This is a genomic window from Pseudomonas sp. WP18 (assembly GCF_036689585.1).
In the GTDB taxonomy this organism is placed as follows: domain Bacteria; phylum Pseudomonadota; class Gammaproteobacteria; order Pseudomonadales; family Pseudomonadaceae; genus Aquipseudomonas; species Aquipseudomonas chlororaphis_E.
Genome location: NZ_CP144758.1, coordinates 3,617,340 through 3,636,626 on the forward strand (window position 1 = coordinate 3,617,340; position 19,287 = coordinate 3,636,626).

At 63.6% G+C, this 19,287-nt stretch carries 19 protein-coding genes; 13 read left to right on the top strand and 6 right to left on the bottom strand.

Going from position 1 to position 19,287, the window contains the following annotated elements:
• Positions 1 to 10: 10 nt before the first annotated feature.
• The 5 genes from V5F23_RS15850 (at position 11) to V5F23_RS15870 (ending at position 4,895) form a co-directional block, all read left to right on the top strand.
• Complete coding sequence (locus tag V5F23_RS15850) at positions 11 to 916, top strand: SMP-30/gluconolactonase/LRE family protein (protein WP_123578952.1); 906 nt, start codon at positions 11 to 13, stop codon at positions 914 to 916.
• Between the two features lie 58 nt (positions 917 to 974).
• Positions 975 to 1,943, top strand: a complete 969-nt coding sequence (locus V5F23_RS15855) for a TRAP transporter substrate-binding protein (protein ID WP_042730807.1) — start codon at positions 975 to 977, stop codon at positions 1,941 to 1,943.
• A 76-nt stretch (positions 1,944 to 2,019) separates the two neighbouring features.
• Positions 2,020 to 2,547, top strand: a complete 528-nt coding sequence (locus V5F23_RS15860) for a TRAP transporter small permease (RefSeq protein ID WP_042730808.1) — start codon at positions 2,020 to 2,022, stop codon at positions 2,545 to 2,547.
• The gene (locus V5F23_RS15865) at positions 2,547 to 3,827 is read left to right on the top strand and encodes a TRAP transporter large permease (protein ID WP_042730809.1); all 1,281 of its coding nucleotides are present in this window, start codon (positions 2,547 to 2,549) and stop codon (positions 3,825 to 3,827) included. The genes V5F23_RS15860 and V5F23_RS15865 overlap by 1 nt, the downstream gene beginning before the upstream one ends.
• A 198-nt stretch (positions 3,828 to 4,025) precedes the next feature.
• Positions 4,026 to 4,895 carry an aldose 1-epimerase gene (locus V5F23_RS15870; RefSeq protein WP_212802677.1) on the top strand — a complete coding sequence of 290 codons (870 nt, stop codon included), beginning with the start codon at positions 4,026 to 4,028 and terminating at the stop codon, positions 4,893 to 4,895.
• 44 nt (positions 4,896 to 4,939) lie between these two features.
• Here the strand turns inward: V5F23_RS15870 and V5F23_RS15875 are convergent, their stop codons facing one another.
• On the bottom strand, positions 4,940 to 5,740 hold the full coding sequence (locus tag V5F23_RS15875; protein WP_212802678.1) for a sulfite exporter TauE/SafE family protein: 801 nt from the start codon (positions 5,738 to 5,740) through the stop codon (positions 4,940 to 4,942).
• A gap of 137 nt (positions 5,741 to 5,877) precedes the next feature.
• Here V5F23_RS15875 and V5F23_RS15880 point away from each other — a divergent pair, with 137 nt between their 5' ends.
• The gene (locus tag V5F23_RS15880; RefSeq protein ID WP_212802679.1) at positions 5,878 to 6,741 is read left to right on the top strand and encodes an MBL fold metallo-hydrolase; all 864 of its coding nucleotides are present in this window, start codon (positions 5,878 to 5,880) and stop codon (positions 6,739 to 6,741) included.
• Positions 6,742 to 6,913: 172 nt separating this feature from the next.
• On the opposite strand, the gene bkdR is transcribed toward V5F23_RS15880, so the two are convergent.
• Complete coding sequence (gene bkdR, locus V5F23_RS15885) at positions 6,914 to 7,402, bottom strand: Bkd operon transcriptional regulator BkdR (protein WP_003202929.1); 489 nt, start codon at positions 7,400 to 7,402, stop codon at positions 6,914 to 6,916.
• 193 nt (positions 7,403 to 7,595) lie between these two features.
• On the opposite strand from bkdR, the gene V5F23_RS15890 reads away from it, so the two are divergent.
• The 5 genes from V5F23_RS15890 to V5F23_RS15910 all read left to right on the top strand — a co-directional run bounded on the left by V5F23_RS15890 (position 7,596) and on the right by V5F23_RS15910 (position 13,781).
• A complete protein-coding gene (locus V5F23_RS15890; protein WP_042730814.1) occupies positions 7,596 to 8,831 on the top strand; it encodes a 3-methyl-2-oxobutanoate dehydrogenase (2-methylpropanoyl-transferring) subunit alpha in 1,236 nt (411 codons plus the stop codon).
• 1 nt (position 8,832) lies between these two features.
• Positions 8,833 to 9,891, top strand: a complete 1,059-nt coding sequence (locus V5F23_RS15895) for an alpha-ketoacid dehydrogenase subunit beta (protein ID WP_042730815.1) — start codon at positions 8,833 to 8,835, stop codon at positions 9,889 to 9,891.
• Positions 9,892 to 11,169: a dihydrolipoamide acetyltransferase family protein gene (locus V5F23_RS15900; protein WP_338495569.1), complete on the top strand. Its 1,278-nt coding sequence runs from the start codon at positions 9,892 to 9,894 to the stop codon at positions 11,167 to 11,169. It abuts the gene before it with no gap.
• Between the two features lie 14 nt (positions 11,170 to 11,183).
• Positions 11,184 to 12,569 (top strand): dihydrolipoyl dehydrogenase, encoded by a 1,386-nt coding sequence (gene lpdA / locus V5F23_RS15905; RefSeq protein WP_123578948.1) that lies wholly within the window; start codon positions 11,184 to 11,186, stop codon positions 12,567 to 12,569.
• Positions 12,570 to 12,761: 192 nt separating this feature from the next.
• Positions 12,762 to 13,781, top strand: a complete 1,020-nt coding sequence (locus V5F23_RS15910) for a branched-chain amino acid aminotransferase (RefSeq protein ID WP_042729416.1) — start codon at positions 12,762 to 12,764, stop codon at positions 13,779 to 13,781.
• 51 nt (positions 13,782 to 13,832) lie between these two features.
• Here the strand turns inward: V5F23_RS15910 and V5F23_RS15915 are convergent, their stop codons facing one another.
• Both V5F23_RS15915 and V5F23_RS15920 read right to left on the bottom strand, forming a co-directional pair.
• Complete coding sequence (locus V5F23_RS15915) at positions 13,833 to 14,585, bottom strand: metalloregulator ArsR/SmtB family transcription factor (protein WP_042729415.1); 753 nt, start codon at positions 14,583 to 14,585, stop codon at positions 13,833 to 13,835.
• 90 nt (positions 14,586 to 14,675) lie between these two features.
• Positions 14,676 to 15,017: an FKBP-type peptidyl-prolyl cis-trans isomerase gene (locus tag V5F23_RS15920; protein ID WP_042729414.1), complete on the bottom strand. Its 342-nt coding sequence runs from the start codon at positions 15,015 to 15,017 to the stop codon at positions 14,676 to 14,678.
• Between the two features lie 170 nt (positions 15,018 to 15,187).
• Here V5F23_RS15920 and V5F23_RS15925 point away from each other — a divergent pair, with 170 nt between their 5' ends.
• Positions 15,188 to 16,249, top strand: coding sequence for a M4 family metallopeptidase (locus V5F23_RS15925; protein ID WP_042729413.1), 1,062 nt, complete (start codon positions 15,188 to 15,190; stop codon positions 16,247 to 16,249).
• Positions 16,249 to 16,572, top strand: coding sequence for a protealysin inhibitor emfourin (locus V5F23_RS15930; protein ID WP_047738894.1), 324 nt, complete (start codon positions 16,249 to 16,251; stop codon positions 16,570 to 16,572). Before V5F23_RS15925 ends, V5F23_RS15930 begins: the two co-directional genes overlap by 1 nt.
• Before the next feature lie 4 nt (positions 16,573 to 16,576).
• Here the strand turns inward: V5F23_RS15930 and V5F23_RS15935 are convergent, their stop codons facing one another.
• Entirely contained in the window at positions 16,577 to 16,885 is a 309-nt protein-coding gene (locus V5F23_RS15935; protein WP_042729411.1) for an RcnB family protein, read from the bottom strand.
• 217 nt (positions 16,886 to 17,102) lie between these two features.
• Complete coding sequence (locus V5F23_RS15940; RefSeq protein ID WP_042729410.1) at positions 17,103 to 19,181, bottom strand: EAL domain-containing protein; 2,079 nt, start codon at positions 19,179 to 19,181, stop codon at positions 17,103 to 17,105.
• Between the last annotated feature and the right edge of the window lie 106 nt (positions 19,182 to 19,287).

A 19,287-nucleotide genomic window follows, 5' to 3' on the forward strand; every position in this document is an offset into this window, starting at 1 on the left:
GGGAAGCACCATGCAAGCCGAATTGATTGTCGATGCACGCAACGCCGTCGGGGAAAGCCCGGTGTGGGTGGCCGAGGAAAACGCCCTGTACTGGGTCGATATTCCCAGCGGCGGCCTGCAGTGCTGGAACGCCGAGACCGGCCAGTTCAAGGGCTGGCAGGCCCCGGAAATGCTCGCCTGCCTCGCCCGGCATCAGGACGGTGGTTGGGTCGCGGGCATGGAAAGCGGATTCTTCCGCCTGCATCCCCATGACGACGGCAGCCTGGACAGCGAACTGTGCGCCAGCGTCGAGCACAGCCGCCCCGACATGCGCCTGAACGACGGTCGCTGCGATCGCCAGGGACGCTTCTGGGCCGGCAGCATGGTGCTCAACATGGGCGCCAACGCCGAACAGGGCCGGCTGTACCGCTATGAGCGTGGGCAGCGCAGCCCGGTGGAGGCGCAGTTGAGCGGTTTCATCGTGCCCAACGGCCTGGGGTTCAGCCCGGACGGCCGCACGATGTACCTCTCGGATTCACACCCCCTGGTCCAGCGCATCTGGGCCTTCGACTATGACATCGACAGCGGCACCCCCTCGAACCGACGGCTGTTCGTCGACATGCAACCGTTGCCCGGCCGCCCGGATGGCGCGGCAGTGGATGCAGACGGTTGCTACTGGATCTGCGCCAACGATGCCGGCCTGATCCATCGCTTCACTCCGGACGGCCGGCTCGACCGCTCGCTGTCCGTGCCGGTGAAGAAACCGACGATGTGCGCCTTTGGCGGCAGTCGCCTGGACACCTTGTTCGTCACCTCGATCCGCCCCGGTGACGACACCGACCCACAGTCCCTGGCCGGGGGCGTGTTCGCCCTCAACCCCGGCGTCAAGGGCCTGGCTGAACCGGCTTTCGGAGGGTTGAACCACTCCGCGAGCTGACCTGCAGTGCCGCTTCACTGGATGAGCCCCATAAAAAAAACAAGACTGGAGATTGACCATGAATTTCAAACGCACGCTTCTGATCGCAGCATTGCCCCTGGCCTTTCTGGCGCAGGCGGCTCACGCCCTCGATATCAAGATCGCCGACATCCACCCCAAGGGCTACCCGACCGTGGTCGCCGAGGAATCCATGGGTAAAACTCTGGAGAAAGAGAGCAACGGCGAGCTGAAGTTCAAGTATTTCCCAGGTGGCGTCCTGGGCTCTGAGAAAGAAGTCATCGAGCAGATGCAAGCCGGCGCGATCCAGATGTCTCGCGTCAGCCTGGGGATCGTCGGCCCTGTGGTCCCGGACGTGAACGTCTTCAACATGCCATTCATCTTCCGTGACCAGGCGCACATGCGTGCTGTCATCGACGGTGAAGTGGGCGATGCGATCCTCGACCGGATCACCAACTCCGAGTTCGGCCTGGTGGCCCTGGCCTGGATGGATGGCGGCACGCGCAACCTCTACACCAAGAAGCCAGTGCGCAAGCTCGAAGACCTCAAAGGCATGAAGATTCGCGTGCAAGGCAACCCGATGTTCATCGAGACCATCAACGCCATGGGCGGCAACGGCATCGCCATGGACACCGGCGAAATCTTCAGCGCCTTGCAGACCGGCGTGATCGACGGCGCGGAAAACAACCCACCGACCATGCTTGAACACAACCACTACCAGAACGCGAAGTTCTACAGCCTCACCGGCCACCTGATCCTGCCCGAGCCGATCGTGATGTCGAAGATCACCTGGAACAAGCTCACCCCAGAGCAGCAGGACATGGTGAAAAAGGCGGCCAAGGCAGCCCAGGCAGAAGAGCGCGTGCTGTGGGACAAGAAGTCCGCCGCCAGTGAAGAAAAACTCAAGGCCGCCGGCGTCGAGTTCATCACCGTCGACAAGAAACCTTTCTACGACGCCACCGCACCGATCCGGGCCAAATACGGCGCGCCGTATGCCGATCTGATCAAGCGTATCGAAGCGGTCCAGTAACCCCCTCTGGATCTGAACTCATGACAAGGCTGGGCGTGCCGTGGTTAAAGGGCGCGCCCGGTTACGGTGGAACCCGATGAAGAATTTACTGCTGCGTATCAACGACACGATTTACATGACGTGCATCTGGGTGGCCGGCCTTTCTGTCCTCGCCGTTGCGCTGATGATTCCGTGGGGGGTGTTTGCCCGCTACGTACTCGGTACCGGCTCAAGCTGGCCGGAGCCCACCGCCATCTTGCTGATGATCGTATTTACGTTCATCGGTGCAGCCGCCAGCTACCGCTCCGGCTCGCACATGGCCGTGGACATGGTCACCAGCCGCCTGCCCCCGCACTGGCAAACCCTGGCTTCGGTTTTCACCCAGCTCCTGATGGCGGCGGTGTGCATTTTCATGACTATCTGGGGCACCAAGCTGTGCATGACCACCTGGAATCAATTCATGAGCGCAATCCCCACCTTGCGCGTCGGCATCACCTACATGCCGATCCCGATCGGGGGTTTCCTGACACTGATTTTTGTCCTGGAAAAACTCTTGCTGGGTGATCAAAGCAAGCGTCGGGTCGTGCAGTTCGACCTGGTCGAAGAAAACGAAGGTGCCGCTTAATGGACGCTCTGATTCTGCTGGGCAGTTTTTTGTTGTTGATCATGATCGGCATGCCGGTCGCCTATGCGCTGGGCGCCGCCGCCCTGATCGGGGCGTGGTGGATCGATATTCCGTTCCAGGCCATGATGATTCAGATAACCGGCGGCGTGAACAAGTTCTCGTTGTTGGCTATTCCCTTCTTCGTCCTGGCGGGCGCGATCATGGCCGAGGGCGGCATGTCCCGCCGACTGGTGGCATTTGCCAGCGTGTTGGTAGGCTTCGTGCGCGGTGGCCTGTCATTGGTCAACCTGGTGGCTTCAAGTTTTTTTGGCGCGATCTCCGGCTCCTCCGTAGCCGATACCGCCTCGGTCGGTTCGGTGCTGATTCCGGAAATGGAACGCCGCGGCTATCCGCGTGAGTTCGCCACCGCCGTCACCGTCAGTGGTTCGGTGCAAGCGTTGCTGACACCTCCCAGCCACAACGCGGTGCTGTACTCCCTCGCCGCTGGCGGCACCGTTTCCATCGGCTCGCTGTTCATGGCCGGCATCGTCCCCGGCATCATGATGAACCTCTGCCTGATGGCGCTGTGCCTGGTCTTTGCGAGAAAGCGCAACTACCCCAAGGGCGAGGTCATTCCGCTCAAACAAGCGTTGAAGATCTGCAAGGAAGCCATGTGGGGCATGATGACGCTGTTCATCATCCTTGGCGGCATCCTCTCGGGTGTTTTCACGGCCACCGAATCGGCCGCCATTGCCGTGGTGTGGGCTTTCTTCGTGACCATGTGCATCTATCGCGACTACAAGTGGAGCGAGCTGCCGAAACTGATGCACCGTACGGTACGCACCATCTCCATCGTGATGATCCTGATCGGCTTCGCCGCCAGCTTCGGCTACATCATGACGCTGATGGAAATTCCGGCGAAGATCACCACCGCATTCCTGACGCTATCGGACAACCGCTACGTGATCCTGATGTGCATCAACGTGATGTTGCTGCTGCTGGGCACCGTGATGGACATGGCGCCGCTGATCCTGATCCTGACGCCGATCCTGATGCCGGTGATCATGGGTATCGGCGTGGATCCGGTGCAGTTCGGCATGATCATGCTGGTGAACCTGGGTATCGGCCTGATCACGCCACCGGTGGGCGCGGTGTTGTTCGTGGGTTCCGCCATCGGCAAGGTCAGCATCGAAAGCACGGTCAAGGCCCTGCTGCCGTTCTACGCCATGCTGTTCCTGGTGCTGATGCTGGTGACTTATGTCCCCGCCATTTCACTCTGGTTGCCGCATTTGGTGTTGTAACCACAGTCAACAAAAAATCCCCTTGTGGCGAGGGGATTCATCCCCGTAGGGCTGCGCAGCAGCCCCATCACAGCAGACTCAATCTGCCTGACACAGCGAGTCGGCAGGTCTTGGGGCTGCTGCGCAGCCCTACGGGGATAAATCCCCTCGCCACAACAGCGTTCGCATCAGAATTTCTGCTCAGTAGGCAAGATCATCATGACGCCCCCCCTATTGCACCTCAAAGACGAACTCACCCACCTCACCCTGGCCCCGCACCTGGGCGCCAGCCTCGTGGACTGGACCCTGCTCGGCAACGGCGCCCCGCTGCTACGCCCGAGTGTCCCCGACGCCGTGGACAACGGCCTGCCCGGCAAGCTCGGCGGCTTTCCGCTGATCCCGTGGTCGAACCGTATCGCCCAAGGCGGTTTCGACTGCCCGTCCGGCTGGCTGGCCCTGGACGCCAACAGTGCCAACGACCCGTTTCCGATCCATGGCAGTGCCTGGCAGCAACCCTGGCAAGTGACCGAACACAGCGAACAGGAAGCGTTGCTGCAACTGGACAGCCGCACCCCGTTCGCCTACTGCGCCAGCCTGCGGATTCGCTTGGACGGCGGCCAGTTGCAAATCGCTTTGCACGTCACTCACCTGGCCGAACAGGCGGCGTGGCATGGGTTGGGCCTGCACCCGTACTTTCCGCGCACGGCCGGTACACGCCTGCAAACCCGCGCCAGCGAAGTGTGGTTGTGCGACAGCACGAAAATGCCGACCGAACGCACGGACGTGCCGGCCGACTGGAACTTCCAGCAACCCCGCCCGCTGCCGGACACCCTGGTCGACAATGGCTTCGGAGGTTGGAACGGGCACTGCCTGATCCAGCAACCGGACTTGGGCTATGAACTGGAGTGCCGGGCCAGCGGCAGCGATTATTTCCTGCTCTACTGCCCGGTGGACCTGGGGTTCTTTTGCATCGAACCGGTCAGCCACCCGGTCAACGCCCACCACCTGCCAGGACGGCCGGGGTTGCGCTTGCTGGAGCAAGGGCAGTCGGTGGCGCTGGGGTTTTCGATGCAGTGCAGGCCGCTATAACCCCTCCTCGCCTGGACTGGGTTCTCACAAAAAAGCGCATGCAGTTACGCCCGAACCCACATGTACACCGCCACTCCCAGGCAGATCGCGGCAAACCCCACTTGCAGCACCCGGGCCGGGACGCGAGCCGCCAGGCGCCGGCCCAGCACCATGCCAACGATGCTGGCCACGATGAACACCGCGCCGACCTGGTCGATACGCACCCCGGCATGAAAGGCCCCCACCACGCTGATCAGCGAAATCAGGCTGATGACCATCAGCGAGGTGGCGACGATCCCGCGCATCTGCACGTCGGTCAGTTGCTTGAACGCCGGCACGATCAGGAAACCGCCGCCCACGCCCAGCAGGCCGGACACCACGCCGGTCACCGCGCCGAGCGTTGCCAGCGTGGCGGTGCAGCGCGGGGTCCAGGCCAGGCGCCCGGTCTGGCGGTCGAGCATGCAATTCTTCTGGCCCCAACTGGCCGCGCCGTGGTCGCTTGGCCCGGACTGCGGGGTTTCCCGGCGCAACATGCGCGCCGCTACCAGCACCATCAGCAGGCTGAACAGGATCATCAGAATCTTTTCCGAGAGCTGATGGGCCAGGAAGATGCCCAGCGGCGAAAACACCGCCCCCAGCAGCGCGATCAGCAACGCCGCGCGATAGCGCACCAGGCCATGGCGCAGGCCATCGATGGCGCCCACCGCCGCCGCGCTGCCCACGGCGAACAACGCCACGGGGGCGGCTTGGGTCATGGTCAAGCCCAGCCCCAGCACCAACGCCGGAACCGCGAGGATCCCACCACCCGCTCCCGTCAAACCCAGGACCAGGCCCATGGCCACGCCGAAAAAACTCGCCAGTAACATAAGTCTCTCTCACGCCGCGCACACCTGTTGGCAGGTGCGATCGCATTTGCAGGACGCCGTGGCCCTCACTAAGCTGCGGACCATATGTTGTAAACCTTACGGGTTGCAACCGGTTCTTCCCCTACAGGTTCGCTGTCATGCCCGCGCAGATCCAAGGCTTTCTCGACCCCGCATCCAAGACCTACACCTATGTCGTGTATGAGCACGACGGCGGGCAATGCGCAGTGGTCGATCCGGTACTCGACTACGATCCGGCTTCGGGGCGCAGCGCAACGACACAGGCCGACCGTATCGTCGCGTTCGTGACCGAACACCGCTTGACCGTGCAATGGCTGCTGGAAACCCACGCCCATGCCGACCATCTGTCCGCCGCACCCTACCTGCGCCGCGTATTGGGTGGCCGGATCGCCATCGGCCAGGCCATCGACCGGGTCCAGCGGGTGTTCAAGACGCTGTTCAACCTTGAACCGCAATTTGCCGTGGACGGCTCGCAGTTCGACCACCTGTTCGCCGCCGACGAATCCTTCGCCATCGGCAACCTCAAGGCCACCGCCCTGCATGTGCCCGGCCATACTCCGGCGGACATGGCCTACCTGATCGATGGGGACGTGATTCTGGTGGGGGACACGCTGTTTATGCCCGACGTCGGCACCGCTCGCTGCGACTTCCCCGGCGGCGACGCCCACCAGCTCTACGCGTCGATCCGCAAGCTGCTGGCATTCCCCGCCGGCGTGCGGCTCTACGTGTGCCACGACTACCCGCCAGAGCACCGCGAACCCCAGTGCATGAGCACCGTGGGCGAACAACGCCAACACAACATCCACATTCACGACGGCATCGACGAAGCCACGTTCGTGGCCATGCGTACCCAGCGCGACGGCACGCTGGGCATGCCCACGCTGTTGTTGCCTGCGGTGCAGGTGAACGTGCGGGCCGGGCATCTGCCGCCGGCCGAAGACAATGGCGTGACGTACCTGAAGATTCCGATCAATCAGCTTTAAGGGCAAAACCCTGCTCGAATTTTGTTCAGCCGGGATCTCACCGTCATTGCACAGTCCCTTGTGGGAGCGGGCTTGCTCGCGAAGGCGGCTAGCCAGCTTGCAACGTTGCTGGATGTGCTGACGCCTTCGCGGGCAAGCCCGCTCCCACAGGGAATCGGGGGCGATCGCTTGGTCAGGTACCCAACGTCAACCCATTGGCCGGCAACGGCAACGCCGTCTTGTAGCGCACCTGCTTGAGGGCGAAGCTGGAGCGGATGTTCGCCACGCCCGGGACCTTGGTCAAAAAGTCCATCATGAAACGCTCCAGCGACTGGATCGTCGGCACCAGCACGCGGATCAGGTAGTCCGGGTCGCCCGCCATCAGGTAGCACTCCATCACCTCAGGCCGGTCGGAGATCGCCTCCTCGAAGTGCTGCAGCGCCTCTTCCACCTGTTTCTCCAGGCTGACGTGGATGAACACGTTCACGTGCAGCCCCAGCAGGTCGGCGTCCAGCAACGTGACCTGCTCGCGGATTACCCCCAGCTCTTCCATGGCCCGCACCCGGTTGAAGCACGGCGTGGGCGAAAGGTTCACCGAGCGGGCGAGGTCGGCGTTGGTGATGCGGGCGTTCTCCTGAAGGCTGTTCAGAATGCCGATGTCGGTGCGATCCAATTTACGCATGAGACAAATAATCCTGTTTTTTATCGTTGTGCAGATTTTTTATCTGCAAATGATCTGAACAGCAAGCCAACAGAGAAAAATATTCTTCCTCGTCGAGCCTATGATTGTTGTAGGACAATTTCCCCGTACCACGGGGAATTCGTCAGCTAGCGCGCCCACTACAAGAAATTCACAAGATCGAGCGTAGAAAGCCATGAACCCAGCGTACGAACCGCTACGCCTGCACGTTCCCGAACCCTCGGGCCGTCCCGGCTGCAAGACCGACTTCTCCTACCTGCATCTGAGCGACGCCGGCACGGTGCGCAAGCCGCCCATCGACGTGGAGCCGGCCGACACCATCGACCTGGCCCGCAGCCTGATCCGCGTGCTCGACGACCAGGGCAACGCCTTGGGTGAATGGGCCAAGGACATCCCCGTCGACATCCTGCGCAAAGGCATGCGTGCCATGCTCAAGACGCGGATCTACGACAACCGCATGGTGGTCGCCCAGCGCCAGAAAAAGATGTCGTTCTACATGCAGAGCCTTGGCGAGGAAGCCATCGGCAGCGCCCAGGCCCTGGCGTTGAACATCGACGACATGTGCTTCCCCACGTACCGCCAGCAAAGCATCCTGATGGCCCGCGACGTGCCGCTGGTCGACCTGATCTGCCAACTGCTGTCCAACGAGCGCGATCCGCTCAAGGGCCGGCAGTTGCCGATCATGTACTCGGTCAAGGACGCTGGTTTCTTCACCATTTCCGGTAACCTGGCCACGCAATTCATCCAAGGCGTGGGCTGGGGCATGGCCTCGGCGATCAAGGGCGACACCAAGATCGCCTCGGCCTGGATCGGTGACGGCGCCACCGCCGAATCGGACTTCCACACCGCCCTCACCTTCGCCCACGTCTACCGCGCACCGGTGATCCTCAACGTGGTCAACAACCAGTGGGCGATCTCCACCTTCCAGGCCATCGCCGGCGGTGAAGCCACGACCTTCGCCGGACGCGGCGTCGGTTGCGGCATCGCTTCGCTGCGGGTCGATGGCAACGACTTCATGGCCGTCTACGCCGCCTCGCGCTGGGCCGCCGAACGCGCCCGTCGCAACCTCGGCCCGGCGCTGATCGAATGGGTCACCTACCGCGCCGGCCCGCACTCCACCTCCGACGATCCTTCCAAGTACCGCCCCGCCGACGACTGGAGCCACTTCCCGCTGGGCGACCCGATTGCCCGCCTCAAGCAACACATGATCCGCGAGGGCGTCTGGTCGGAAGAGGAACACGCCGCCGTCAGCGCCGAGCTGGAAGCGCAGATCATCGCCGCCCAGAAAGAAGCCGAGCAGTACGGCACGCTCGCCGGCGGCCAGGTGCCGAGCGCCGCGACGATGTTCGAAGACGTCTACAAAGAGATGCCGGAGCACTTGAAGCGCCAGCGTCAGCAGTTGGGGATCTGACATGAACGATCACAACAACACTATTGCGCTGGATACCGCCATGACCACTACCACCATGACCATGATCCAGGCTTTGCGCTCGGCCATGGACGTGATGCTCGAACGCGACGACAACGTCGTGGTGTTCGGCCAGGACGTGGGCTACTTCGGCGGCGTGTTCCGCTGCACCGAAGGCCTGCAGAACAAGTACGGCACCTCGCGGGTGTTCGACGCGCCGATTTCCGAAAGCGGCATCGTCGGCGTGGCGGTGGGCATGGGCGCCTACGGCTTGCGGCCCGTGGCTGAAATCCAGTTCGCCGACTACGTCTACCCGGCCTCGGACCAGATCATTTCCGAAGCGGCGCGCCTGCGCTATCGCTCGGCCGGCGAGTTCACCGCGCCGATGACCCTGCGCATGCCTTGCGGCGGTGGCATCTACGGCGGCCAGACCCACAGCCAGAGCATCGAGGCGATGTTCACCCAGGTCTGCGGGTTGCGCACGGTGATGCCATCGAACCCCTACGACGCCAAGGGCCTGCTGATCGCCTCCATCGAAAACGATGACCCGGTGATTTTCCTCGAACCCAAGCGCCTGTATAACGGCCCGTTCGACGGGCACCACGACCGCCCGGTAACGCCGTGGTCGAAACACCCCAGCGCGCAAGTCCCGGACGGTTACTACACCGTGCCGCTGGACGTGGCCGCCATCACCCGCCCCGGCAATGAGGTGACCATCCTCACCTACGGCACCACCGTGTACGTGTCCCAGGTGGCCGCCGAGGAAAGCGGCGTCGACGCCGAGGTCATCGACCTGCGCAGCCTGTGGCCGCTGGACCTGGAAACCATCGTCAAGTCGGTGAAAAAGACCGGCCGCTGCGTGATCGTCCACGAAGCCACCCGCACCTGCGGCTTCGGCGCCGAGCTGGTGTCGTTGGTCCAGGAACATTGCTTCCACTACCTGGAAGCGCCCATCGAGCGCGTCACCGGTTGGGATACGCCCTACCCGCATGCGCAGGAGTGGGCGTATTTCCCAGGGCCGTCCCGTGTGGGTGCGGCGTTGAAACGGGTCATGGAGGTCTGAATGGGCACGCACGTTATCAAGATGCCGGACATTGGCGAAGGCATCGCCGAAGTGGAACTGTCGGTGTGGCACGTCAAGGTCGGCGACCTGGTGGTCGAGGACCAGGTGCTGGCCGATGTCATGACCGACAAGGCCATGGTGGACATCCCCTCGCCGGTACACGGCCGGGTCATTGCCCTGGGCGGCGAGCCGGGCGAGGTCATGGCGGTGGGCAGCGAACTGATCCGCATTGAAGTGGAAGGCGCCGGTAACCTCAAGGAATCGGCACAGCCGGCCGCCGAGGTGCAGGCCGCGAAACCGGCGTCGGCGCCGACGCCCGAGCCGGTGGCAGCCGCGCAACCCGCGGCACCAAAACCTGCCACCCCACCCCCGGCCGCCCAGGCACCGGTGGCCCGTGAACCCAATGAACGTCCGTTGGCATCCCCTGCGGTGCGCAAGCACGCCTTGGACCTGGGCATCCAGTTGCGCCTGGTCCAGGGCAGCGGCCCCGCCGGGCGGGTGCTGCACGAAGACCTGGAAGCGTACCTGGCCCAAGGTCCTTCGACGCAGGCCAAGGGCGGTTCCGGCTACGCCGAACACCACGACGAGCAGCAGATCCCGGTGATCGGCATGCGTCGCAAGATCGCCCAGCGCATGCAGGAAGCGACCCAGCGCGCCGCCCATTTCAGCTACGTCGAGGAAGTCGACGTCACCGCCCTGGAAGAGCTGCGGGTGCACTTGAATGAAAAACACGGCGCCAGTCGCGGCAAGCTGACCCTGCTGCCATTCCTGTTACGGGCTCTGGTGATGGCCCTGCGGGACTTCCCGCAGATGAACGCGCGCTACGACGACGAAGCCCAAGTCATCCATCGTTCTGGCGCGGTGCACGTTGGCGTGGCCACCCAGAGCGACGTCGGCCTGATGGTGCCGGTGGTGCGCCATGCCGAGGCCCGCAGCCTGTGGGACAGCGCGGCCGAGATCAGCCGCCTCGCCACGGCCGCCCGCAACGGCAAGGCCAGCCGCGATGAACTGTCCGGCTCGACCATCACCCTGACCAGCCTGGGCGCCCTCGGCGGCATCGTCAGCACGCCGGTGCTGAACCTGCCGGAAGTGGCCATCGTCGGCGTGAACAAGATCGTCGAGCGACCCATGGTCATCAAGGGCCAGATCGTCGTCCGCAAAATGATGAACCTCTCCAGTTCCTTCGATCACCGAGTGGTCGATGGCATGGACGCGGCGCAATTCATTCAGGCCCTGCGCGGCTTGCTCGAACAACCCGCCACCTTGTTCGTCGATTAATCATGGGAGCTGGCATGCAACAGACTTTGAACACCACCTTGCTGATCATCGGCGGCGGCCCTGGCGGTTATGTGGCGGCGATCCGTGCCGGGCAACTGGGCATCCCGACCATCCTGGTGGAAGGCCAGGCGCTGGGCGGAACCTGCCTGAACATCGGCTGCATCCCGTCCAAGGCGCTCATCCATGTGGCCGAGCAGTTTCACCAGACGCGGCACCACAGCCAGGGTTCGGCCTTGGGCATCACGGTGTCGACGCCGAGCCTGGACATCGGCAAGAGCGTCGAATGGAAAGACGGCATCGTCGATCGCCTGACCACCGGCGTCGCAGCGCTGCTCAAGAAGCACAAGGTCCAGGTCATCCAGGGCTGGGCCAAGGTTGTCGACGGCAAGACCGTCGAAGTCGGCGACACCCGCATCCAGTGCGAACACCTGCTGCTGGCCACCGGTTCGACCAGCGTCAACCTGCCGATGTTGCCGCTGGGCGGGCCGATCGTGTCCTCCACTGAAGCCCTCGCGCCGACCTCGGTGCCCAGGCACCTGGTGGTGGTCGGGGGCGGCTACATCGGCCTGGAGCTGGGCATCGCCTACCGCAAGCTCGGCGCCGAGGTCAGTGTGGTCGAAGCCCAGGAACGGATCCTGCCGGCCTACGACGGCGAACTGACCCAGCCGGTGCACGAGGCGCTCAAGCAACTGGGTGTGAAGCTGTACCTCAAGCACAGTGTCGAAGGGTTCGATGCACAGGCCAGCACATTGCAAGTCCGTGACCCGGCTGGCGACAGCCTGAACCTTGAGACCGACCGGGTTCTGGTGGCCGTGGGGCGCAGGCCTAACACCCAGGGCTGGAACCTCGAAGCGCTGGATCTGGCGATGAACGGCGCGGCGGTAAAAATCGACCAGCGTTGCCAGACCAGCATGCGCAATGTCTGGGCCATCGGGGACCTGAGCGGCGAACCGATGCTCGCCCACCGGGCCATGGCCCAGGGCGAAATGGTCGCCGAACTGATCGCCGGTCGGCAGCGGGAATTCAACCCGGCGGCCATCGCCGCGGTGTGCTTCACCGACCCGGAGCTGGTGGTGGTGGGCAAGACACCGGACGAGGCCAAGGCGGCCGGGCTGGACTGCATCGTGTCCAGCTTCCCGTTCGCCGCCAACGGCCGCGCCATGACCCTGGAATCGAAAAGCGGTTTCGTGCGGGTCGTGGCGCGCCGGGACAACCACCTGATCGTCGGCTGGCAAGCCGTCGGCGTGGGCGTCTCGGAACTGGCCACCGCGTTCGGCCAGTCGCTGGAAATGGGCGCGCGCCTGGAAGACATCGCCGGCACCATCCACGCCCACCCGACGCTGGGTGAGGCGGTTCAGGAAGCGGCGCTGCGGGCGTTGGGGCATGCGTTGCATGTGTGACCCCCCGAGGTTGATGAGCACCTGTGGCGAGGGGATTCATCCCCTCGCCACAGGGTTTGCGGAGCGCCAAACAGTCGGGTTTTCGCCCTTACAGGCTGCGAAACAACACCGGAATGAAGTATTGTTGTCCCCATCCAAAAAACGTCAGAAGCCTTGAACCGTTTCGACGGTTGTTAAGCAATAGAGGGTGTCATGGGTAACGAGAGCATCAATTGGGACAAACTGGGCTTTGACTACATCAAGACCGACAAGCGCTACCTGTCGCACTGGCGCGATGGCGCCTGGGACGCCGGCACCCTGACCGACGACAATGTGCTGCACATCAGCGAAGGCTCCACCGCCCTGCACTACGGCCAGCAATGCTTCGAGGGCCTGAAGGCCTATCGCTGCAAGGACGGCTCGATCAACCTGTTCCGCCCGGACCAGAACGCCGCCCGCATGCAGCGCAGTTGCGCCCGCCTGCTGATGCCGCACGTCGACACCGAACAGTTCGTCGAAGCCTGCAAGCAAGTGGTCCGCGCCAACGAACGCTTCATCCCGCCCTACGGCACCGGCGGCGCGCTGTACCTGCGCCCGTTCGTGATCGGCGTGGGTGACAACATCGGCGTGCGCACCGCGCCCGAGTTCATCTTCTCGATCTTCTGCATCCCGGTCGGCGCCTACTTCAAGGGCGGCCTGACCCCGCACAACTTCCTGATCTCCACCTTCGACCGCGCCGCCCCACAAGGCACCGGCGCGGCCAAGGTCGGTGGCAACTACGCCGCCAGCCTGATGCCGGGTTCCCAGGCCAAGAAGGCCAGCTTCGCCGACTGCATCTATCTCGATCCGCTGACCCACACCAAGATCGAGGAAGTCGGTTCGGCCAACTTCTTCGGCATCACCCACGACGGCAAATTCGTCACCCCCAACTCCCCATCGGTCCTGCCAGGCATCACTCGCCTGTCGCTGATCGAACTGGCCAAATCGCGCCTGGGGCTGGAAGTGGTCGAAGGCGACGTGCTGATCGACAAGCTGTCGGACTTCAAGGAAGCCGGTGCTTGCGGTACCGCGGCGGTGATCACGCCGATCGGCGGCATCCACTACAAGGACAAGCTGCACGTGTTCCACAGCGAAACCGAAGTCGGCCCGATCACCCAGAAGCTCTACAAAGAGCTGACCGGCGTGCAGACCGGTGACGTCGAAGCGCCAGCGGGTTGGATCGTCAAGGTCTGATCCACTTGTGGCGAGGGAGCAAGCTCCCTCGCCACATGCACAAGCCTTGCTTCAGCGCAGTTCCACGGTGGGCGTGAGCCTGCTCGCGACGGCATCGGCCGGTGCAACCGCTTGCTCGACATCCACGCCAAACCGCGCGGCCATTTCCTTGCGCCCGCTGGCGGTCAGCCCCAGTGCCCGGCTGTCCAGGTCCTGGAGCACCCATTTGCGCTTGATCGCCACTTGCAACAACGCCGCTCCCAAGGCGCCGCCCAGGTGCGGACGGCGCATGCTCCAGTCCAGGCAGGGGCAGGCGAACCGACGTCGTTGCGCGGCGAGCACCTGAACATCAATGCCCAACTCCGCGAATATTTGCTCGCCCGACTCGCTCAGCCCATAGCCCTGCCCTGCCTCCACCAGCCACCCGGCCTCAAGCAGGCGATCATGCAGCCGCACCGCCAGGGTGCCGGCCATGTGGTCGTAGCAGGTGCGGGCAAATTGCAGGCGATCCGGGGTGCGCGGGATGAAAGTCGGCGCGGCGCTCTGGCCGATCACCATCAACGCTTCAAGGGCCTGGGCGACGCGCTTGTCCGCCAGGCTGTAGTAACGATGACGCCCCTGCACATGCACGCGCACCAAGACCAGGTCCTTGAGCTTCGCCAAATGGGCACTGGCGGTGGAAGCACTGACGTCGGCAATGCTGGCCAGCTCGGTGCTGGTCCGGGCGTGGCCGTCCATCAACGCGCACAACATGCGGGTCCGGGCCGGCTCGGCAATGGCCGCAGCCACCTGGGAGACTCCCAGGTCATGCAGTTCCGCTTCCATATTTCGCTCCCTGACGAATAAAGCCATGCATCATCTGCAAAGAGTAGCAACACTTTCAACTGGAGGTTGCCGGCCCGCAGTCGACGCCGCTCAATCGTCCCGGGTCAGCACTTCCAGCAGCTCGATCTCGAAAACGAGGTTGGCGTTGGGCTTGATGTGCGCGCCCATGGAGCGCTCACCGTAGGCCAGGTGGGCTGGTACCCACAGCTTGCGCTTGCCGCCCACCTTCATGCCCATCAGCCCCACGTCCCAGCCCTTGATGACGCGACCGGTGCCGATCACGCACTGGAACGGCTTGCCACGGCTGTAGGACGAATCGAATTCAGTGCCGTCTTCGAGCGTACCGCGGTATTGAGTGGTGATCAGCGCGCCTTTGACTACGCTTTTGCCGTCGCCCTGTTGCAGGTCGGTGATGTGCAGTTCTTCGTTCATGGAGTCTGTCCGTGCTGTGTTTTTGTGGCGAAGGGATTATCCCCTGGCCACAGGTCCGTGTCCGTATCCATATGCAACTGTGGCGCATCGAGCGGGTCAGCAGTAGGGAACCGCTCAAGCCACTTCGGTTCACATGGGTATCGCCCTGCATTTCAGATAAGGATTTTCTGATGTTCGACTCTCGCCCGCTCTACGGTTTTATTCCTCCGTACATCCTCAATCGCATCATTGCCCACGGCTCCGAACAGCAACGTTCCAGCGCCCTTGGCACCCTGACCCACGTGCGCAGCCTGCGGCACAACCCCGGCCCGCCGGACCAGCCGCCCGCTGCGGCGAAACTGCCCAGGCCGGGCAAGGCCGGCCACCCGCAGCGCAGCGTGCACGACGCACAGAACACCATGGAACTGCCCGGCCAGCCGGTACGCCTGGAAGGCCAGCCGGCCAGCGGCGACCCGGCCGTGGACGAAGCCTACGATGCCCTCGGCGCCACCTACGATTTTTTCTGGAAAATCCTCGGCCGCGACTCCATCGACAACAAGGGCTTCGCCCTGGTGGGCAGCGTGCATTATGGACAAGGCTACGAAAACGCCTTCTGGAACGGCGCGCAAATGGTGTTCGGCGACGGTGACGGGGAAATTTTCCAGCGCTTCACCCGCTCCCTCGACGTGGTCGCCCACGAGCTGGCCCACGGCGTCACCGAAAGCGAAGCCGGGCTGGTCTACGCCAACCAGTCCGGTGCACTGAACGAGTCCATCTCCGATGTGTTCGGCGTGCTGGTCAAGCAGTACGTGCTGGAACAGACCGCCGACCAGGCCGACTGGTTGATCGGTGCCGACCTGCTCACCGATAAGATCAACGGCGATGGCCTGCGCAGCATGTCCAACCCCGGCACCGCCTACAACGACCCGCTGCTGGGCAAGGACCCACAACCGTCGCACATGCGTGAATTCGTCATTACCCGCGAGGACAACGGCGGCGTGCACATCAACTCCGGCATCCCCAACCGCGCCTTTTATCTGGTGGCGACCACGCTGGGCGGATTTGCCTGGGAAAAAGCCGGCCGGATCTGGTATGACACCTTGTGCGACAGAAAACTGGCCAACGACGCGTCCTTCAGCGACTTCGCCCGCCTGACCGTCGAGCATGCCCGCCAGCGCTTCGGTGCGCGGGAAGTGCAAGCGGTGCAAGACGGCTGGCGCCAGGTCGGCGTCGACCTGACACAGGAGCGTTGATGAAAACCCTTCCAGAGCTCGACGACAACGCCGTGGTACGGCTGTCACGCCAGGGTGGCGTGGCGGCCATCCATGCCCTGACCCGGCCACGGGAAATCGAATTCGCCCAATGCGACATCGACCAGCGCAGCCGCATCTGTTCGGTACTGGAGGGCTGCCTGCCGCTGGCCTCGCCCGCACCCGGGCGCGGCGACCAGCGCTTCTTCCAGATCGAGGTGCGTTACCGCACCAACGACCAGGACGATGAAATGGTGCTCAAGGTGCCCGAGGATCAGGCACCCGGCGAGCTGGTTCATCTGTGGGACAAAGGCGAATTGCTCTGATGGCCTAGCGCGTGGCGGGGGTGATCTTGAGGATCCGGCCAGACGCGATCACCACCATCACGTACTTGTCATTGATCTGCACCCATTGCGAACCCTCGTCGGGGGCTTCGAGGCCCTTCTCTTTCCAGTTCTTGATGGCTTTTTCCGGGCGCTGATACTCCGCCGGCGTCCGGTCGGCCTCCACCAGCCGGCGACCATTGTTGGGCGAGTGCTCCACCGCATCTCCGGTGGCTTGCGCCGCTTGCGCCACGGGGCCGAGGGCTCCGAGACCGGCGATCAGGACCAGGCTGGCGATCAGGGGGGATTTGCGCATAGAAAAGCTCCAGTTATTCGGGGTACTGGAACTGGGACTTCAACGGCGGCGAATCATTCCTTTTACTGTGAAGACAGGTGCCTGCCGCGCGCCCATTGTGCAAGCGGGCAACTGTGGGAGCGGGCTTGCCCGCGAAAGCGGTGGGCCAGCCAACATGATTGTCGTTTGACACGCCGCCTTCGCGAGCAAGCCGCTCCCACAGGATGACGACCGTGTGTCAGGCCATGGCGGCGCGTTTGACCTGGCGCAGGTCGTGCAAAAAGCGCTCGGCCGGGAGTGGATGGCCCAGCAGGTAACCTTGCAGGGAATCGCAACCCAACCGGGTCAGGAAGTCTTGCTGCAGGTCGGTCTCGACCCCTTCGGCAACGATCCGCAGCCCCAGGGCCTGGCCAAGGGCGACGATGGCGGAGACGATGGCCGCGTCATCGCTGTCGTGCTCCAGGTCGCGCACGAAGCCGCGGTCGATCTTCAGTTCATTGGCCGGCAGGCGCTTGAGGTACATCAGGCTCGAATAGCCGGTGCCGAAGTCATCGATGGACAAGTCCACGCCCATGTCGGACAGCTGCTGCAGCACCGTCATGCTCGCATCCGCATCGCTCATGGCAGTGGTTTCAGTGATTTCCAGCGTCAGGCTGTTGGCCGCCAGGCAATGGGTTTCCAAGGCCTTGGCGACGCTCTGTACCAACCCGGTGTGGCAGAACTGCAAGGCCGAGAGGTTCACCGCGATGCGCCAGTCGGTGTAGCCGAGCACGTACCATTCGCGCATCTGGCGGCAGGCTTCGTTGAGCACCCATTCGCCGATGGGGATGATCAGCCCGGTCTTTTCCGCCAGGTCGATGAACGTGGCGGGCATCAACAGGCCCTGGGTCGGATGGGTCCAGCGCAACAACGCCTCGGCCCCCACCGGACGCCCATTGGCGGCGTCGAACTTGGGTTGGTAATGCAGGCTGAACTGGCGCTGTTCGACGGCGATGCGCAAATCCTGCAGCAACTGCAATTGCTTGCGGGCGTTGCTGTTCATCGACGCGTCGAAAAAGCTGTAGCCGTTCTTCCCCGCCCCCTTGGCGTGGTACATCGCCGCGTCGGCATTCATCAACAGCTCTTCGGCGCTGCTGCCGTTGCCGGGGTACACGGAAATGCCGACGCTGGCGGAGATCTGCAAATCGTGCTCGGCCACCCGAAACGTCTGGCCCACCAACCCGACCTGGCGGGCAGCCAGGCGCAAGGCGTCGTCCGGCTCGGCCAGTTGCACCAGCAGCACGAACTCATCGCCGCCGATCCGCGCCAGGGTGTCCTGGCTGCGCAAATCCTCGCGCAGGCGCAGGGCCACGTCGCGCAGCAACAGATCGCCCATGTGGTGCCCGAAGGCATCGTTGACCGGCTTGAAGCCATCGAGGTCGATGAACATCAGGGCAAAGCAGCCGCCCTGCTCTTGCACCCGGTGCATGGCCTGGCCGATACGGTCGGCCAGCAACACCCGGTTGGGCAACCCGGTGAGCGGGTCGTGCAGGGCCAGTTGCGTCAGTTCGCGATTGGCCACGGTCAAGGATTGGGCCAGTTCGGCGGTGCGGGCCTCCAGGCGCGCATCGAGAATCGAGGTCAGCAACGCGATGGCCAGCACCGCCAGGGTGGTGATCAGCACCACGTTGTCCAGGCCCTTGCCGCTCAGGCCGTCCAGGGCGCCGCAAAAGCTGCCGTCGCGAAACTGCGCCCCGGCCATGCCGGTGTAGTGCATGCCGACAATGGCGACGCCCATGATCACCGCGGCGCCGGCCCGGGCCAGGCGCACGTGAGGGGTGTTCTGGCGCAGGCGGAAGGCGATCCACAGGGCCGCCGCAGAAGCACCGACGGCAATCACCAGTGAGGCGCCGAACAGCGTGGGCTCGTAGTCGATGCCCGGCTGCATCCGCAACGCCGCCATGCCGGTGTAATGCATGGCACTGATGCCGGCCCCCATGACCAGCGCACCGAACGCCAGTTGACACGCCGGCAGGCGCGGCTGGCTGACCAGCCACAAGGCAAAGCCGCAGGACAAAATGGCGATCAGCAACGACAGCGCGGTGATGGAAGTGTCGTAGCCAAGCCGCACCGGCAAGGAGAACGCCAGCATGCCGATGAAGTGCATGGACCAGACGCCCACGCCCATGGCCAGTGCGCCGCCGGCCATCCACAGCTGCGCGGCGCGGCCCTGGGCGGTGGCGATACGCCCGGTCAGGTCGAGTGCGGTGTAGGAAGCCAGGACAGCAACGAACAGGGAAATGGAAACGAGCGCGGGGGAATACGTACCGATCAACATGGAGTGTTCTCGTAACGAAAGAGCCGGACTGCCTCCATGCCCGATTGTACGCCGCGATTGTACTCAATCGCGACGCAAGCAGGTATCAAAAAGCCATCACTCTTGG

Excerpts from the sequence above, each read along its gene's own strand:
- V5F23_RS15850 (WP_123578952.1), top strand. The coding sequence starts at position 11 with ATGCAAGCCGAATTGATTGTCGATGCACGCAACGCCGTCGGGGAAAGC.
- V5F23_RS15855 (WP_042730807.1), top strand. The coding sequence starts at position 975 with ATGAATTTCAAACGCACGCTTCTGATCGCAGCATTGCCCCTGGCCTTT.
- V5F23_RS15860 (WP_042730808.1), top strand. The coding sequence starts at position 2,020 with ATGAAGAATTTACTGCTGCGTATCAACGACACGATTTACATGACGTGC.
- V5F23_RS15865 (WP_042730809.1), top strand. The coding sequence starts at position 2,547 with ATGGACGCTCTGATTCTGCTGGGCAGTTTTTTGTTGTTGATCATGATC.
- V5F23_RS15870 (WP_212802677.1), top strand. The coding sequence starts at position 4,026 with ATGACGCCCCCCCTATTGCACCTCAAAGACGAACTCACCCACCTCACC.
- V5F23_RS15875 (WP_212802678.1), bottom strand. The coding sequence starts at position 5,740 with ATGTTACTGGCGAGTTTTTTCGGCGTGGCCATGGGCCTGGTCCTGGGT.
- V5F23_RS15880 (WP_212802679.1), top strand. The coding sequence starts at position 5,878 with ATGCCCGCGCAGATCCAAGGCTTTCTCGACCCCGCATCCAAGACCTAC.
- bkdR (WP_003202929.1), bottom strand. The coding sequence starts at position 7,402 with ATGCGTAAATTGGATCGCACCGACATCGGCATTCTGAACAGCCTTCAG.
- V5F23_RS15890 (WP_042730814.1), top strand. The coding sequence starts at position 7,596 with ATGAACCCAGCGTACGAACCGCTACGCCTGCACGTTCCCGAACCCTCG.
- V5F23_RS15895 (WP_042730815.1), top strand. The coding sequence starts at position 8,833 with ATGAACGATCACAACAACACTATTGCGCTGGATACCGCCATGACCACT.
- V5F23_RS15900 (WP_338495569.1), top strand. The coding sequence starts at position 9,892 with ATGGGCACGCACGTTATCAAGATGCCGGACATTGGCGAAGGCATCGCC.
- lpdA (WP_123578948.1), top strand. The coding sequence starts at position 11,184 with ATGCAACAGACTTTGAACACCACCTTGCTGATCATCGGCGGCGGCCCT.
- V5F23_RS15910 (WP_042729416.1), top strand. The coding sequence starts at position 12,762 with ATGGGTAACGAGAGCATCAATTGGGACAAACTGGGCTTTGACTACATC.
- V5F23_RS15915 (WP_042729415.1), bottom strand. The coding sequence starts at position 14,585 with ATGGAAGCGGAACTGCATGACCTGGGAGTCTCCCAGGTGGCTGCGGCC.
- V5F23_RS15920 (WP_042729414.1), bottom strand. The coding sequence starts at position 15,017 with ATGAACGAAGAACTGCACATCACCGACCTGCAACAGGGCGACGGCAAA.
- V5F23_RS15925 (WP_042729413.1), top strand. The coding sequence starts at position 15,188 with ATGTTCGACTCTCGCCCGCTCTACGGTTTTATTCCTCCGTACATCCTC.
- V5F23_RS15930 (WP_047738894.1), top strand. The coding sequence starts at position 16,249 with ATGAAAACCCTTCCAGAGCTCGACGACAACGCCGTGGTACGGCTGTCA.
- V5F23_RS15935 (WP_042729411.1), bottom strand. The coding sequence starts at position 16,885 with ATGCGCAAATCCCCCCTGATCGCCAGCCTGGTCCTGATCGCCGGTCTC.
- V5F23_RS15940 (WP_042729410.1), bottom strand. The coding sequence starts at position 19,181 with ATGTTGATCGGTACGTATTCCCCCGCGCTCGTTTCCATTTCCCTGTTC.